The organism is Enterobacter sp. BRE11, assembly GCF_031844285.1.
Taxonomy (GTDB): Bacteria; Pseudomonadota; Gammaproteobacteria; order Enterobacterales; family Enterobacteriaceae; genus Pantoea.
On record NZ_JAUZUX010000004.1, the window covers coordinates 49,435 to 65,474 of the forward strand.

Below are 16,040 nucleotides of genomic sequence, written 5' to 3' on the forward strand. Positions count from 1 at the left end.
GATGAAAAGCTGGCTTGTCAGGTTGCTGAACATCAAAACAAAAGAGACTTTTCCGGTGGTATGGGATGCGCAACGGCCCTCCCTCTACGCACGTCTCGAACAGACGTATGAGCAGGCACACCCCCTGCCCTGGGATAATAACGTGCTGCCATGTCAGCCTTTGGAGGGCTCGGATGAAGTATTCTGGGCGCCGGGCGCGCTTGAAGGCACCATGATTTATCACTTCGGCTCAGGCGGTGGCGATACTGGCGCAGAAGAGATTTTGTCCCGTTTACAGCAGGCGACAGGGAAACCAAATGCAACAACGATGCAGGCGCTGTATGACTTAATTATTCAGGGCTCTCCGCTGCATTATATCGATGAGCTGCTAAAAACTATCCCCACCGCAGAGGGCCTGCGAGCGGACCGGCTCAATGCACTGCTGTTATTTCTGTGCACCCGCAGTCCGGATCAAAATGCGATAAAGTTCGCTATGGCTCTGCTGGTTTTCTTTCCGCAGCAGCAAAGCGTGGATCTCTTACAGGTGCTGGGACGCCACGATGAGTTCACGCTTTACGCGGTTGTGGCACTGCGTTCTATGCTCACTCCAGAGCACTATGCAGAACGCTGGTTCGCGATGGCACAACGCGTAGACGGCTGGGGCCGGGTTCATTTAATGGAACGTATGCCTGAGATGCTGGATGACAAGATGCGCGGCTGGCTTTTACGCGAAGGGTTCTCTAATTCAGTTATGAATGAATACACTGCGGTGAATTGCGCGGTTCACGGCGAACTGTGCAAAGCCCTGGCGAGCGAACATGACGATGCGCTTCTACTGGGTGCGGCCGAGATAGTGTGCGCTTTGTTAAATGAAGATTCGGTTCCCGGCATGTCGGTTTATGACGACGCGGTGGAAACCTGCCAACGCTATTTACAAAACGTGATTGCCCAGCAGCCAGCGCATCCTTTGCACTACCTTACGGCCAAACGTATTGGTGAGTGGGCACGGCAGGAAGCCTCGCTCCCTCCCTCACTCTCCGCCAGACTGGCGACAATGAGCGCGGAGATTCTGGCATTAAATCTCTGGGATGACGTCATCCTGCAGACTCTGGCGGGTGAAGAAGGTTATGCATTCAATCTGGCGATCGACGTATGCCGCGATCGTCAAAAAGATCCCTTTCCCCTCCTGTTTGCACGCCAGCGTGATATGCCTGAGTCAACCCTCTGGTCTCAACTTATGCAAACTGAGGATATCAACCAGGCTATTCAGGTCTGTTCTCTGGCTGAGACGCAGTTTGACCTTAATGCCCTCGCCAGCGGGCCGACGCTTAGCAGCGGTACAGGACCCAAATGGAACGTTCACCGCCATCTGGATTCGCTATTACAGGAATTAAAGCGCTTTCCGGAAACAGGCTGGCCTTTACTTAAAGCAGCACTCCGGAGTCCAGTGATAAGAAACCGTCAAATGGCGCTCAATGCTCTTGAAGCATGGCCACTAAATAGCCTGCCTGTTCATCTTCACTACATTGAAGAATGCGTTGAAAGTGAACCATACGAAGAAGTGCAGCAACGACTAAAGGGCCTGCGGGATCGCTTGTGCCAACACGGCTGACCGACAGGCAAAGCCCGCTTTCAGCGGGCTTTTATTCAGTCGTGAAGTGCAGCTGCGCCGCCAGCATTTAAGGCTTAACCAGACGGATCGCGTGCTCCAGCATCCGCTGCTCATCGCGCTCGCTGTGGGAGCGGTGCTGCCGCGCGCGTTTCAGCAGCGCGGAAATCTCTTCCCGTTTGGTCTCATGGCCCGATTCAGCCAGCACCACCACCGCATCGCCAATAACCCGGCAGACTTCGTCGTAATCCTCTTCATTTAATGCATCGCGCTTCATCGCTCCTCCTGCCAGGCTTCGCCAGTCGTCGTAAAAGAGTATTCAGAAACAGTAGTCAGGATCGTCGCGCGCCGCAAACCCGCGGCGGGCGGAACCGCATCTGAGGCTTAGGGCTTCGCTTCGTCATCGGCGCAGCTCTTCTCCAGAGAGCTGCGCCGGTTGTGCCTTACCGGCGGGTTGAGAGCGTTTGCAGCACTTTCAGCTCCGCCACCGCTTCCTGCATAGCGTCCATGCCAGCGGTCAGGGTGCGCAGGCTATCCAGCTGTTTCGTCATGTCTGCGCGCTCCTCGCGCGTGTGATGGCTCATCGCCGCGATGGTATCGGCCGCGTGGATGCTGCGCTCGGCCATATCGGTGGCGGTTTGCACCGTATTGGTGGCCACGTCGCGAATGCGTGAAATGGTGCTCACCGCATCGTTGATATTGCTTGCTGTGGCTTCCGCCTGCTCTTTAGACGAGTGGGCCAGACGGCGCACTTCGCCCGCCACCACGGCGAATCCCCTGCCCGCTTCGCCCGCGCGCGCCGCTTCAACCGCCGCGTTCAGCGCCAGAATATTGGTCTGGAACGCGATATTGCTGATGCCATGCGTGATGACATTGATGCCGTTTGATATCTCCTCCAGATCGTCCAACCCTTCGCCTAAACGGCCCTGTGCCTGCTGGCTTTCTCTGGCAAGATCGCTGATGGCGCGGATAGCGCTTTCAGCCATGGTAAGCGCTTCGTTCTGGCTCTGGGTCGCCGCCTCCAGCACCGGCAGCGCCTTCACGATAGGCGCCAGCTCCTGCTGATAATTCACCACGCGCGCCAGCACGCCGGACTGCACGCGGTTCAGCGCCTCCCAGCGACGCAGCGCGCGCTGGGCGTAATGCGCCGCATAGCTGGCATACTCCACGGGAAATTGCGCCATCGCATTGGCGTCGTGATTAAAAAACACCAGCGCAGAGAGGGTCTGGTTAATCGGCACCCCCAGGATTTCGCCGAAGCTGGAGAAGCCGGCGGCGGGAATGCCTTTAAAGAAGTGGGCGTCGTGTAGCCGATCGGCGTTGCCGACGCGGCGCAGTATGCAGTCGTTCATCAGGATCGCCGCCGGTTTGCCGTGGCGTGCGGTGAACGCCTGCCAGTCGCGCAGCGTCGCCTGCTTAAAATCGGTTTCGCGCATCAGATAGAGCCGGTCGCCGAATTCCAGGTCGCAAAAAAACTGCACGCTGTGGCTCGTCATTTTCGCCACGGAGCGAATAAAGAACGCCTCGCCCACCTTAACGGCGAAGGTCAGCCCCTTCAGCCGCTCGGTAAGCTGCTGTTCGTTGCACGCCAGATGTTCCGCCAGCGCCTGGGTAAACGGCTGCTGCTGCCCCTGCTGATTGAACACCGAGGTCAGGGTGCGGGTAACGGGATCCGCTTCCGCAATTAGCCAGCTCTTATTCAGCGGCTCAAAGTTCTGGCTTTTAAAAGGCGCAAAGGATTTGCCCGCCGCCATGCGACAGAAAACGATCACCGCTTTCCCCTGCAGCACGCGACCGCCTACGCCGATCCAGGTGCCGTCAAAGGTAACGCGCCCGCCCGCCGAGCCACCAATCGCCAGGCAGGGAAAGCGACCGCTGTTGTACCACGCCTGCATCAAAGCCTTCCGACGCCGACAGCCCGTCGCAGTAGATCATGGCAAAGGTGCGATCGGCAGAGAGCGGCATGCGCAGCCTGAGCGCGGCCAGCTCCTGCTCAATCGCGCTGATGCGATCGGTCGCCGTGTGGGTGTCACTGAGATGCAGGTCAACGATATGGGTTTCATGTTCCGCGATCAGGCTGCGCGGCAGCCAGAGCCAGCTTCCCTCCTGGCTATCCCCTTTGCAGTAGGTTGTCTGCCTGCCGCTGGCGCTGAGCGCGCCGTTAGAGGAGAGGGTAATGACGGTTAAATCCGCCGAGGTAAAGCGCTGCCAGGCCTGGCTGACCCTCTGAAAATCGGCCTCGGGCGGCACGAACGTCAGTAATACCCCTGCCGCGCGCGGGCTGAGGCCTGCCGCAGCGAGCGAGGCCGGCAGGCTTTCGCAGTTAAAAATGTTGTTGGCGGGCTGAGACGCGCCTGCGAAACCTGAACCGAAAAAGCGTTTACCCATTGCCTTGAGAGCAGACATATTGTTATTTCCACTGTGATTAAAAGTTGTGCATAGGCTGGTGTTGTAAAAAAGGAGGGCTAAAAGCAGGTCCGTTCGCAATCAGTACTTATGATCCCTGGTCAGCGTCAGAAAATGCGCTGAGCAAGGGGTTATCGACCCATAGAGCCAGAGCTTCAGCGATTAATGTGACTGGCATCACTGATAAGAGGAGTTAAATATGTATTGGAAAGAGGCATTCGCGCGCGCTTTTAGTGGTTACTTCCGCATTTAATTACCTGCTTCGCGCTTTACCTTATATTGCTCTGCGCCTCCCCGCCTTCACATCATAAGCTGACGAATTAAACAGTCTGGTAACATTTGGCTTGCCGCCGCCAGATAATAATTTTATTAATATTTAGTTAGTTATGTTCATCAGCGTTTCAGCGTGTTAATAAAAACCATTACAGGGATAACGTATGCCGATTAAACACGCCGCTGCCGCGAGTGCAGATCCGGGTCTGTTCCAGACGCTAAAATCCTTCCCGGCGGCTGTCCATGCGCTGCTCTTTTTTACGCTTGTTATACGGTTTAGCTATTTTATGGCGTGGCCGTTTATCGCCGTCATCATGACGCAAAATTATCACCTGTCGCCGGTCGCCATAGGCATGGCGATGACCAGCAGCGCGCTCTTCTCGGTGGCGCTGGGTATGTACGGCGGCCAACTCTCGGACCGGCTGGGACGACGCGTGATTTTGCTGCTGGGCTGCGCCTTCTCCGGGCTAGGCTATATCATCCTGGCGCAGGCCACCGGGCTGGGGCTGTTTATCGTTGGCCTGATGATTACCGGCGTCTCCTTTGCGTGGGTTGATCCCCCTTTGCGCGCGCTGATGAGCGATTTGCTGGGCGATCGCCGTCGCCGTGCGCTTGCGCTGCAAATGCGCTACTACCTGATTAACGTCGCGGCGGTGTTTGGTCCGCTGGTGGGGATCGTCTTTGGCCTGACCTCACAAAAGGGAACCTTTCTGATCACCGGGCTGAGCTACCTCCCTTTTTTCGCTTACGTGCTGCTGTTTATCCCGGCGGGCAAACTGCTGAGCGAGCAGCAGGCTGGCAATGAGCCGCCGGTAAAGCTGAATCAGATGGTGGCGATTATCGCCAGAGACAGAACCTATATGGCAGCGCTGCTGTGCAGCATTTTATGCAGCGTGGTGTTTATCCATTATGAAGCGATACTGCCTCAGTACCTGCTGTTGCTTGACGGCAACGCGGCAGTGAAGCTGATCACCCTGATACTGGTCACCAATGCCTCTACCGTGCTGCTGTTTCAGACATTTATTGTGCGGTTTATGGCGCAGATGACTCTGCCGAAACGCATTCTGTTGGGCGGGCTTATTTTCGCTCTGTCGCAGCTCCTTTTCTTTTCCGTGCGCTCAACGGAAATCTGGCTGTGGCTCGCGGTGACCGGCGTCTTTAGCCTGGGGGAAGCGATTCTTATGCCGAACCTGAATATCCTGCTCGATCAGCTGGCGCCGGCAAAGCACAGAGGCGCCTATCTGGGCGCCTCTATGCTGACGACGCTGGGGATCGCGGCCGGGCCGTTGATTGGCGGCGTTATGCTGGCGCTGACCGGTGCTGGCGTCTTTCTCTGCACCGCCCTGCTTAGCCTGATGCTGTGCGCGCTAATTTACCTCTTCAGGATCAGCATTCTGAGCCGTTTACAGGATGTTTAGCTGCGTCGCTTACCCCTCTGCGATCGGCGAGCCCGTCTGCCTGGTGGACGGGCCGAAACGATCCCGCCCCTGAGCCTCCCTGTAATATGCCCCTTGCCAAAGACGAAGCGGACCGCCGCAGGCAGATATCACCTTCCTGTCTGGAGTCGCTTTCTAAATATGAGGTGAAGATGAAATAACCGGCCGGGAAACGGCTGCTTAGCTGAAACGATTTAACAAAACACCTCTTTTTCGGTTCTCTGCTGCTTAAAGCGCGCTGTATCGATGGTTTATCAAGCGAAAAGCTGTGACGCAGATCTGATTTATTTCATCCTCCCGATGAAAAATCGTGTCAGGTGAAGCTCATCACGTTTTCATACGGCCGCAATTAATACTCTTGGCCGACTCAAGCTAAATCAATTCAGCAACGGGATGCATAAAATGAAAAAGGCACTTTTAGCAGGCATGGTTATGGCGGTAATCAGTGGTCAGGCAGCAGCGCAAACGTGGGTACTGACGGATGCTGAAGCCGGTGCGGACAAGGGAAACTGGCAGATTGACAGTAAAGCGCTGAAGCTCTCTGGCGACGACTTCAGCTTACAGCAGAAAGTCCTGCACGGCGGCAAACAGGAAGGTTCAAAGGTGCTGACCATCACCAGCAAAAATGGCCTGACTATCGCCCTGAGCCCGACGCGCGGTATGGACTTGCTGCATGTAAATGGCGATGGCGTTCGTCTGGGATGGGATTCGCCGGTCAGCGAGGTGGTCAACCCTGCCTATATTAATCTTGAAAGCCGCAACGGATTAGGCTGGCTGGAAGGATTCAATGAAATGATGGTGCGCTGCGGCTATGAGTGGACCGGGCATCCCGTGACGAAAGATGGCAGAATCTATACCCTGCACGGGAAGGCGGGCAATACGCCAGCCTCACGCGTTGAAGTCGTCATTGATGATAAGGCGCCGCATGAAATTCGCGTGCGCGGTCTGCTGAAAGAAAGCACCTTTAAAAAAGCGAATCTGGAAACCTGGACCGAACTGCGTTATGTGCCCGGCGCGAAATCCTTTACGCTGCATGACGTGCTGACCAACCGCGGCGACTATCCGCATGACTATCAAATTATTTATCACAGCAACTTCGGCACGCCGATTCTGGAAGAAGCGGCGCGCTTTATCGCCCCGCTGAAGTCGGTTTCGCCTTTTAATGACTATGCAAAAAGCGGCCTGAAAGCCTGGAATATTTACGACGCGCCGACCAAAGATTTCGACGAGATGGTGTTTAACCTGGTGCCAAAAGCGGACAGCAGCGGCAAAACGCTGGCGGCGGTGATCAACAGCAAAGGCGATAAAGGCGCCTCGATTGAGTTCGATACCCACCAGCTTCCCCTGCTGACGATGTGGAAGAACACGGATACGCTGAAACAGGGCTACGTCACCGGCATTGAGCCGGGCACCAATTACGCCTACCCAGTCACCATTGAAAAAGAGCAGGGTCGCGTGAAGCAGTTAGCGCCGGGCCAAAGCACCACCTTTGAGCTGACCTATACCCTGCTGAGCAGCGCCAGCGCGGTTAACGCAACCGAACAGCGCATTAAGCAGATTCAGGGCGATGAACAGCCCACGGTGGATGAGAAACCCATCGCCGTAGAGTAAGGCTGGCGGGCAGATCGCCATCGCTGCGGTGTGCCCTTTTACAGGACGCCTGAACGCGGCGTTCAGGATCCTCAGGACGCTTTTCTGAGTCACAAAAGGTCACCTGTTCAATAAAGTGTTTCTATTATTAGGTTAATTAACCGGTTATCCGTTAACACCTACGCTTTTACAGGAGATCACGATGAAAGCAGTTACGCTCAAGGCGCCCGGCGGTCTGGAAAACATTACCCTGACTGATATTGCCGACCCCGGCAGGCCTGGCAAAGGCGAAATTCGGGTGGCGATTAAAGCCAGCTCGCTTAACTTTCACGACCTGATTGTGGCCAGCGGAGAGTTCCCTACTCAGGATGGTCGCATCTTGCTGTCAGACGGTGCAGGCATTGTGGAAGAAGTAGGAGAAGGCGTTGAAGCGTTCAAGGCTGGCGATCGCGTTGTCTCTACCTTTTTCCCCATCTGGCCGGCAGGCAAACCGCTGCCCGCGGCAGGCAACTTTGCCCATACGCCCGGCGACGGCATCGATGGCATGGCGAGCGAATATGTTGTTCGTCCGGAAAGCGCCTTCACCCATGCGCCGCAAGGCTGGAGCCATGCCGAGTCTGCCACCATCACCACTTCCGCCCTGACGGCCTGGCGCGCGCTGGTCACAGATGGTCAGCTTAAAGCGGGTGAAACGGTGCTGGTGCAGGGAACCGGCGGCGTCTCCATCGCGGCGCTGCAGATCGCCAAAGCGATGGGCGCCAGGGTGATTGCCACCTCCTCCTCTGACGAAAAGCTCGCCGCCGTACGGGCGATGGGCGCCGATGAAACCATCAACTACAAAACCACGCCGCAATGGGGCGACAAAGCGCTCGCGCTGACGCAGGGGTTCGGTGTCGACCACGTCGTGGAAGTGGGCGGTCCGGCCACCCTGAATGAATCCCTGAAGGCGGTTAAAGTCGGCGGCCATATTGCGCAGATCGGCATTCTCTCCGGCGATAAAGCGGACATCTCCGTGCTCTCCCTGCTGGCGAAACAGGTCCAGCTTAAAGGTCTGATTGTGGCCAGCCGCCAGGACCAGGTCGATTTTGTGAAGGCGCTGGAGATCATGGGCAAGAAGCCGGTGATTGACCGGACCTTCAAATACGCCGAGCTCGGCGACGCCTTTCGCTACCAGCAGAGCGGCGCCCATCTGGGCAAAATTTGCGTCGAGTGGTGATAGCGCAGGCCATTGCGCGCGCCCTTATCGCCCTGCTGTAATGGCACCTGCACGCCCTTTAGCCGGGCCGTGCTGGTGCCCGAAGCTATCCCTCTTATCCCGCGCCATTACCCCGCTTCGCCAGAGGCCACGCCAGTTGACAGACTACCGGCTCCGGGACAATCAGTAACCGTGAACAGGAGACAAGATGGCCGACTTCGATTTTCATAAGTTTCTGATTAACGACCTGCCTTATACCTTTCTTTTTGAAGTCGTCATTCGCGTGTTTATTGCCTACAGCGTGGTGTTTATTTTCCTCAAAATTTCTGGCAGACGAGGTGTTCAGCAGCTGTCGCTTTTCGAGGTGGTCATTATTTTGACGCTGGGCTCCGCTTCTGGTGACGTGACATTTTATGACGATGTGCCGGTGCTGCCCGTCATCATGGTTTTTATCGTGCTGCTCGCGCTTTACCGTCTGACGACCTGGGCTATGTCGCGATCGACCACGCTGTCGACCCTGATTGAGGGAAACGTCGTCACCCTTATCTCCCAGGGGAAGTATGTCTCCAGCAATCTCGACAAACTCAATATTTCTGAAGATGAGTTTTTAATGGAGCTGCGCCATGTGGGCGCAGAACATCTTGGTCAGATTCGCCTGGGACTGGTCGAAGTGGATGGCCAGCTCAGCCTCTATTTCTATCGAGACGAAGATGTCGTGCCCGGTCTGTCCGTTCTGCCGGCTGAGCATCGCCCCTGCTTCACCTTAATCCCTCAGGACGGCTTATATGCCTGTAAGCGCTGCGGCCTGACCCAGCAGATGCATCGCGGTGACAAAGGTAACTGCCCCGAATGTGGTCGGGATATATGGTCGCTGGCGCTGCATTCGCGTCGGACATAAACCGCGGGCCGCTTGCTCCTGGTGCCTCGCCTGGCCCGCCGGACCCTCTCCCGCGACGCTTTCAGCCGCTTTTTTAGCCAGACGGCGCTTGTGAAACAGCTGGTAATGATTTTTTTACTCGGCTCGGCGCGCATACCGCTACGGCCTGCGCGCCACGTTCGCACACCGCGCCAGCGCCGCCACATGCGCACCAGCGGGCAACAGCCTGCTGGTGCGCCGGGCGGCAGCGGCCCGGTTGGTCAGCTTGCGTCATAAGATGAAAAAATCGTAAGCCTCCAGCATAACCGCCGGGCTTTGCTACGCTTTTAGTGAACGCCAACTCAAAGGAGACGAACTATGTCAGGAAAAATCGAAGATACCGTTAAAGAAGTTGCTGGTGCCGCTGAGCAGCAATGGGGCGAAGCCACCGATTCACCGCGTCATCGCGTTCGCGGTGCCGCACGTCGTTATTCCAACCAGGCGACCTACGCTGCGCGCGATGCGGCAGACACCATTAAAGACCAGGTCCAGTCAAACCCGCTTGCCGGTCTGGCAGTCGCCGCTGGCGTCGGCGTCTTTATCGGCTTCCTGCTGGGGCGTAAATAAGCCCGCGCCGCTTTCCGCATAACGCGGAAAGAACGGGAAGGGACGCCTGTCCCTTCCCGTCAGTCAGGCTCCCTTCTCTCTATCTACTCCGCATCGCGCTTTCCAGTTCCCGTACAGGGTAAAAGCTGTCATCCTCTTTTCTCGCGACCGCCTGACTTCGCCATATTGCCGGTTCACCTGCCGCTAACCGTCGGCGTTTTTCAGGCTCTTTGAGGAAAAAACGTGCTCTGGCTTATCTCAAAACAGACGATTGTTAAAACGGTTCGGCATTGCGCTGATGTAGAGGCTACAGCCGCTGCTGAGCCTCGCTGTTTTTCAGCGTCATCAGCGCGGGAATAGTGACCAGCGCGGTGGCCATCATGTACCAGGCCGGGATATCAGGATTGCCGGTCTGCTTCATCAGACCGGTGATAATCAGGCCAGCACAGCCTGAAAAGATGGCGTTCGACAGCGAATAGGCGAGCCCCAGCCCGGTGTAGCGCACATGGATGGGAAACATCTCCGCCAGCATCGCGGGGCCAGGCCCCGCCAGCATGCCGACAATGCCGCCGGCGATAAACACCACCAGCGCGCGCAGCGCGGTCGAGGTGGTGTCAGCCTGCAACAGGTTGAGCAGCGGAAACGCGAGCAGCAGCAGCAAGATGCTGGCGGTGAGCATCACGCGGCGGCGGCCGATTTTATCGCTGAGCCAGCCGGCCGGTAAAATGGTGGCCGCAAAGCCCAAATTAGAGATCACCGCGCTCAGCAGCGCCTGACCAAAGCCGGTATGCAGCGCCGCCTGCAGATAGCTGGGCATAATCACCAGCCAGGTATAGCCCGCCGCCGACCAGAGCATCACCCGCGCAATCGCCAGCAGGATAATTTTCAGCGTCTGCGCGGCGCTCGCCTGCGGACGGGTCTGCTGGTGCTGGCGAATAAAGCTCGGCGTCTCCTCGATGCTCAGCCGCAGCCACAGCGCAATCAGCCCGAGCGGCAGCGCCAGCAGGAAAGGCACGCGCCAGCCCCAGGCGAGCATGCTATCGGGGCTGAGCAGCCCCGACAGCAGCGCCACGACGCCCGCGCCCGCCAGCAGCCCCAGCGCAACGGTAAAGGATTGCCATGCGCCGTAGAGCCCGCGCCTGCCCGGCGGCGCGAATTCGGTCATCAGCGCCACCGCGCCGCCATACTCGCCGCCCGCGAACAGCCCCTGCAGAATACGCAAGCCGGTGAGGATCAGCGGCGCGGCGATGCCGAGCGCGGCGCTGGTCGGCACCAGGCCGATCAGGGTGGTCGCCAGCGTCATCAGCAGCAGCACCGCGATCAGCGTCGGCTTGCGGCCGATCCGATCGCCGATGCGGCCGAAGATAACGGCGCCCAGCGGACGAAAGAAAAAGGCGATGGCGAAGGAGGCCCAGGTCAGGATCAGGCTGCTGAGCGCCGAAGCGCCGGGTAGCTGAAAGAAATTCTGCGCGATCAGCGTCGCGAGAAAGCTGTAAACGGCGAACTCATACCATTCGATAAAGTTGCCGACCGAACCGGCAAGTAACGCGCGTCGCTGACGCTGCGCCAGCAGTTGAGGATTTTCCACAGGCCTCTCCTGATAACGGATCCTTTAATGCGTCAAGTATAGGATTGCAACGCGCGTTCGGCCTCAGCGCGCCGCAAAGCGGCGCGGTTTTTCCATGCGAAACCCCAGGCCGAGCAGCCGCCCAAAGACAAAGCGCAGGAACGGCCATTTGCGCAGCATGCCCGGCATCGGGTTTTTCCCGCCTCCGCCCGGCCGTTTACGGCTCATTTTGATCTGCAAAAACTGGGTAGCCACGGTGGGAAACTGACGTCGTTTCTGCACCCGGGCCAGATCGCGCAGCGTGACGCGGCCACGCTGTAGCGGCCGGGTCAGCAGATTGGCGGCGGCCACCGCATCCTGGATCGCCAGGTTGACGCCGACCCCGCCAACAGGCGACATGGCGTGCGCCGCATCGCCGATACAGAGCAGTCCGGGCCGCATCCACTTATCCAGCCGGTCGATACGAATCGACAGCAGCCGGATCTGCGACCAGTCGTCGATCGCCTCCAGCCGTCCGGCGTCGAACGGCAACACCGCGGCGATGCGCTGCTTAAGCGCCCCCAGCCCGTCACGCTGCAGCGCCTCAAACTCCCCCTTCTCGATAGTGAAGCCGCACTGCCAGTAGTCGCCGCGATCGATAACGATAAGGTTGTTGCGCGGGCCGCTGTGGCCGGTGCCCATCGCGGGATCGTCAGGCTGCTTGTCGAGTCGAAACCAGATCATGTCGCGCGGCGTGCCGAAGGCGCGGCTGGTCAGCCCCGCCTGCGCCCTGACCGCCGAATGCCGCCCGTCGGCGCCAATGACCAGCTGCGCGCGGAGGGTCAGCGGCTGGCCGTCGCGCAGCGCGGTGACGCCGCACACCCGCCCCTGCTCGACGATCAGCTCGCTGAGGGTGGTCGAGGTCATGAGCCTGAAGCCGGGAAAGGCGGCGCACTGGTCGGCAAGAAAGTTAAGAAAGTCCCACTGCGGCATAAAGGCGATAAAGCGGCAGCGCACCGGCAGGCGCGAAAAATCGGCCATCGTCACCGCTTCTCCGCCCATTTCCGCCTGCAGCTGTACGGCGCGCTGATGCGGCAGCGCCAGCAGCTTATCCAGCAGGCCCAGGTGATGCATCACCTCCAGCGTGGAGGGGTGAAGGGTGTCGCCGCGAAAGTCGCGCAGAAAATCGGCGTGTTTTTCAATAACGACCACCTGCAGGCCGGCGCGCGCCAGCAGGTAGCCGGTCATCAGGCCCGCCGGACCGCCGCCGACGATGCAGCAGTCAGCGGAAAGCGTCTGTGATGGCATAGTCACTCCTCGGTTAGTGCCTGACAGTGTAGGCCAGCTGTCAGGCATAAAGTACAGACTTATTGCAGGGATTTTGCCGTCTGGCTTGAACGATCTCATCTGGCTGCCAGGCTTAAAGGTAATGTCAAACATCCCACCATAAGGAGAGAACATGTCGAGATTTACAGGAAAAGTGGTCGTTGTCACCGGAGCGGGTTCGGGTATAGGTCAGGCTACGGCACAACAGTTTTCCCGTGAAGGCGCCGCCGTGGTGCTGGTTGGCAGAACCGAAGAGAAGCTACAGAAGACGCTCGCGATGCTGGCGTCAGGCGATCACCTGGTGGCGCCGTGCGATGTCGCCGAGGTCGATCAGGTTAAGGCGCTGCGCGATCGCGTGGCGGAGAAATATGGACGCGTCGATGTCCTCGTCAACAACGCGGGCAGCGTAGTACAGGGCCGCATTCACGAGGTGCAGCCGGATGACTGGCACAAGCTGATGAAGGTCGATCTTGACGGCGTTTACTACTGTATTCACCACTTTATGCCCGACCTGCTGAAAACCCAGGGCAACGTGGTCAATATCTCTTCAGTGTCCGGCCTGGGCGGCGACTGGGGCATGAGCGTCTACAATGCGGCGAAAGGCGCGGTGACCAACTTTACCCGCTCGCTGGCGATGGACTATGGCGCCGACGGCGTACGCGTCAACGCCATCTGCCCCGGCCTGACCTTCACCGATCTAACCGAAGAGATGAAAAACGACGAGGCGCTGATGGAGCGCTTCTATGACCGCATCGCGCTGCGTCGCGCTGGCGAGCCGGACGATATCGCCAGCGCGGTGCTGTTTATCGCCAGCGACGACGCGCGCTACATTACCGGCGTCAATCTGCCGGTCGACGGCGGCATTACCGCCTCGAACGGGCAGCCGAAACAGGCATAGCGCCACCGACGGCATCGCGCTGTGCGATGCCGCTCACTCTCAGGAGAGACTATGAACCAGGATTATCTGATTTTCGGCGCCGGCTATCACGGCGAGGTCAAAAGCTTTGCAGCGGGCCAGGTAGAAGTTGAGGTTGAGATCAAAGCGCCTGAAGAGACGGAGAGCAGCACCTCGCCGAACCGCGAGGCGCTACAGCGCTACGTGCTGCCGGTGACGGTGATTGCGGTAGACGGCAAACGCTACAACGTGGCGACAGAAGAGAATCCCAGTGAAGATGAGGTCAGGCAGGCGGTTGAGCGCGCCCATGCGCAGCCGATTCAGACCGACGAACTGCTGTAACCCACGGGGCGCGGCGTCAGCCTCGATCAGACGCCCGCCTCAGCCTTCTGCATCTCCACCAGCACCAGCGGACATTTCCTTACTTTGCAGGCGTGGCTATAGGCCAGCGCGCACACCGAACAGAGATCGCCCTCCGACTCATATTCATACTCCGTGAAATAACGGACGCCGGCGCGCTGTGACTGCGCGGCGCGGAATGACGCTTCAGCCAGAATCGCATCTAGCTCCCGGAAGGTCAGCGCGGAGGGATTATGGAATCCCACTTTGATTCGATAAGTAGCCATGCTGAGATTATTCCCGGCTGGCGCGCCGGCCGCCAGACGGTAATAGTATTTGGTGTGATAGCTGCGGATTATCAGCGGGATAATCCGCAGCCTGCGCCTAGGCCGCGTCGCTGGCGGCAGCATTATCCGTTTCGCCGAAACGCTCGCGCATCAGGGTTTCGATCTGCTCCAGTGATTTGCCGCGCGTCTCCGGCAGCATCAGGGCCACAAACGCCAGCGACGCCACGTTAATCGCCGCAAAAATAAAGAAGGTGCTGTTGCCCGCCAGCGCCAGCAGCGGCGGAAAGACGAAGGCGACCGCCGCGTTGCAGATCCACTGGAAAGAGACGGCGGTGCCGGTCAGCACGCCGCGCACCTTCATCGGGAAGAGCTCCGACATCAGCAGCCAGTAGACCGGCGAGATGCACATCTGCATAAAGAACAGGAACAGCATGATGCAGGCGAGCGCCAGCAGGCTCTGCGTCAGGTTCTGCGGCATAAAGACCAGCACCGCGCCCAGCGCCAGCTGCGCCGCGATCACCACGCACAGCCCGGTGATCAGCATCGGACGGCGACCGAAGCGCCCTACCGCGCGGATCCCCGCCATCACCGCCAGCACCGACACCACGCCGTTGCCGATGGTGGCGGCAATGGAGGCGCTGGTGCCCATGCCGGTCGTTTTCAGAATAATCGGCGTGTAGTACATAAAGGCGTTAACGCCGGTAAACTGAATGACGATGCCCATGCCCGCGCCGAGCAGCAGCAGACGCACCACCCATTTCTCGCGCAGCAGCTCACCGGCCGACGGGCCACGCTCCGCTGCGCGCGCCTGTTTGCGCATCTCCGCCATCTCTTTGCGCACCTCGCGCGGCGTTTCGCGCAGCTTCTTCATCACGCGCATCGCCTCTTTGATACGCCCCTCCGCCACCAGCCAGTGCGGCGAGGCGGGAACAAAGAAGGTGCCGATAAACAGCAGCGCGCCGGGGATCATCGCCAGCGCCAGCATATAGCGCCACATTTTCGGATCGTGCAGCAGGTAGCTCATCAGCGCGCTGACCACATAGGCGAGCAGCTGGCCGGAGACGATCATCAGCTCGTTGCGGCTCACCAGCGGCGCACGGTGGCGCGGCCCGGCAATCTCGGCGATAAACACCGGCACCGTTGAGGAGCCGCCGCCGACCGCGATGCCGAGCAGCAGTCGCATTGCGACCATTATCTCGACGTCAGGCGCAACGGCGGTGCCGATAGCGCCGGCGACAAAGAGCAGCGCCAGGCTGCGCAGGGTGATGCGGCGGCCGAAGCGGTCGGAGACATAGCCGCTGAGAAACGCGCCGATCGCGGCGCCGAAGATCAGGGAGGAGGTCACCAGCCCTTCGGTGAAGGGGGTGAGGTCAAGACCGCCCTGTGCGGCCGGCAGCGTCATATAGGGCAGCGCGCCGGAAATAATGCCGGTGTCGTAGCCAAAAGCGAGTGCGCCCATGGTTGCCACCAGCACCACAAAAAAGAGCCGCTGCCGAACGGTATCGGCCGACGGCGCGCTGCTGTCGTTTGATTCAGGTTTATTCTGCTCCACATTCACTCCATGAGTTTTAATACCCTGAATTTGCTTATAATTTCACCAACCCAGGCAAGAGTAACAAGTATAGTTGCCCTTTTGAATTTGTGACGCGCGTCACCTGATTTTCCCTTTGCGCGCGGCGATAGCCGCTTTCACGCCG

Annotated in this window: 13 protein-coding genes and 1 pseudogene; 8 read left to right on the forward strand and 6 right to left on the reverse strand. The window is 58.7% G+C overall.

What is annotated here, in order from left to right:
• Nucleotide 1: 1 nt before the first annotated feature.
• Nucleotides 2-1,591: a hypothetical protein gene (locus tag Q9R34_RS05430; RefSeq protein ID WP_485892685.1), complete on the forward strand. Its 1,590-nt coding sequence runs from the start codon at nt 2-4 to the stop codon at nt 1,589-1,591.
• A gap of 67 nt (nt 1,592-1,658) precedes the next feature.
• Here the strand turns inward: Q9R34_RS05430 and Q9R34_RS05435 are convergent, their stop codons facing one another.
• Nucleotides 1,659-1,865 carry a DUF2767 family protein gene (locus Q9R34_RS05435; RefSeq protein ID WP_103795540.1) on the reverse strand — a complete coding sequence of 69 codons (207 nt, stop codon included), beginning with the start codon at nt 1,863-1,865 and terminating at the stop codon, nt 1,659-1,661.
• 166 nt (nt 1,866-2,031) lie between these two features.
• Nucleotides 2,032-3,994 (reverse strand): annotated as a pseudogene (locus Q9R34_RS05440) (methyl-accepting chemotaxis protein).
• A 437-nt stretch (nt 3,995-4,431) separates the two neighbouring features.
• Here Q9R34_RS05440 and Q9R34_RS05445 point away from each other — a divergent pair.
• The 5 genes from Q9R34_RS05445 (at nt 4,432) to Q9R34_RS05465 (ending at nt 9,971) form a co-directional block, all read left to right on the forward strand.
• On the forward strand, nt 4,432-5,685 hold the full coding sequence (locus Q9R34_RS05445) for an MFS transporter (protein ID WP_434125370.1): 1,254 nt from the start codon (nt 4,432-4,434) through the stop codon (nt 5,683-5,685).
• Between the two features lie 420 nt (nt 5,686-6,105).
• A complete protein-coding gene (locus tag Q9R34_RS05450) occupies nt 6,106-7,314 on the forward strand; it encodes an aldose 1-epimerase family protein (protein WP_485892688.1) in 1,209 nt (402 codons plus the stop codon).
• A gap of 181 nt (nt 7,315-7,495) precedes the next feature.
• On the forward strand, nt 7,496-8,509 hold the full coding sequence (locus tag Q9R34_RS05455) for a zinc-dependent alcohol dehydrogenase family protein (RefSeq protein ID WP_485892690.1): 1,014 nt from the start codon (nt 7,496-7,498) through the stop codon (nt 8,507-8,509).
• 187 nt (nt 8,510-8,696) lie between these two features.
• Complete coding sequence (locus tag Q9R34_RS05460; RefSeq protein ID WP_485892691.1) at nt 8,697-9,386, forward strand: DUF421 domain-containing protein; 690 nt, start codon at nt 8,697-8,699, stop codon at nt 9,384-9,386.
• 336 nt (nt 9,387-9,722) lie between these two features.
• Complete coding sequence (locus tag Q9R34_RS05465) at nt 9,723-9,971, forward strand: ElaB/YgaM/YqjD family protein (protein WP_033747813.1); 249 nt, start codon at nt 9,723-9,725, stop codon at nt 9,969-9,971.
• A gap of 286 nt (nt 9,972-10,257) precedes the next feature.
• Here Q9R34_RS05465 and Q9R34_RS05470 read toward each other — a convergent pair whose 3' ends face one another.
• Together Q9R34_RS05470 and Q9R34_RS05475 are read right to left on the reverse strand one after the other, a co-directional pair.
• Nucleotides 10,258-11,538, reverse strand: coding sequence for an MFS transporter (locus Q9R34_RS05470; protein WP_485892692.1), 1,281 nt, complete (start codon nt 11,536-11,538; stop codon nt 10,258-10,260).
• A 63-nt stretch (nt 11,539-11,601) separates the two neighbouring features.
• Nucleotides 11,602-12,804, reverse strand: coding sequence for an FAD-dependent oxidoreductase (locus Q9R34_RS05475; protein ID WP_485892694.1), 1,203 nt, complete (start codon nt 12,802-12,804; stop codon nt 11,602-11,604).
• Nucleotides 12,805-12,955: 151 nt separating this feature from the next.
• Between Q9R34_RS05475 and budC the strand changes: the two genes are divergently transcribed.
• Together budC and Q9R34_RS05485 are read left to right on the forward strand one after the other, a co-directional pair.
• Nucleotides 12,956-13,720, forward strand: a complete 765-nt coding sequence (gene budC / locus Q9R34_RS05480) for a meso-2,3-butanediol dehydrogenase (protein WP_033747821.1) — start codon at nt 12,956-12,958, stop codon at nt 13,718-13,720.
• Between the two features lie 51 nt (nt 13,721-13,771).
• Nucleotides 13,772-14,059, forward strand: coding sequence for a hypothetical protein (locus Q9R34_RS05485; RefSeq protein WP_434125360.1), 288 nt, complete (start codon nt 13,772-13,774; stop codon nt 14,057-14,059).
• A gap of 26 nt (nt 14,060-14,085) precedes the next feature.
• On the opposite strand, the gene Q9R34_RS05490 is transcribed toward Q9R34_RS05485, so the two are convergent.
• A complete protein-coding gene (locus tag Q9R34_RS05490) occupies nt 14,086-14,343 on the reverse strand; it encodes a hypothetical protein (protein ID WP_485892697.1) in 258 nt (85 codons plus the stop codon).
• A gap of 97 nt (nt 14,344-14,440) precedes the next feature.
• Nucleotides 14,441-15,895: a sugar porter family MFS transporter gene (locus Q9R34_RS05495; RefSeq protein ID WP_485892698.1), complete on the reverse strand. Its 1,455-nt coding sequence runs from the start codon at nt 15,893-15,895 to the stop codon at nt 14,441-14,443.
• Nucleotides 15,896-16,040: the final 145 nt, after the last annotated feature.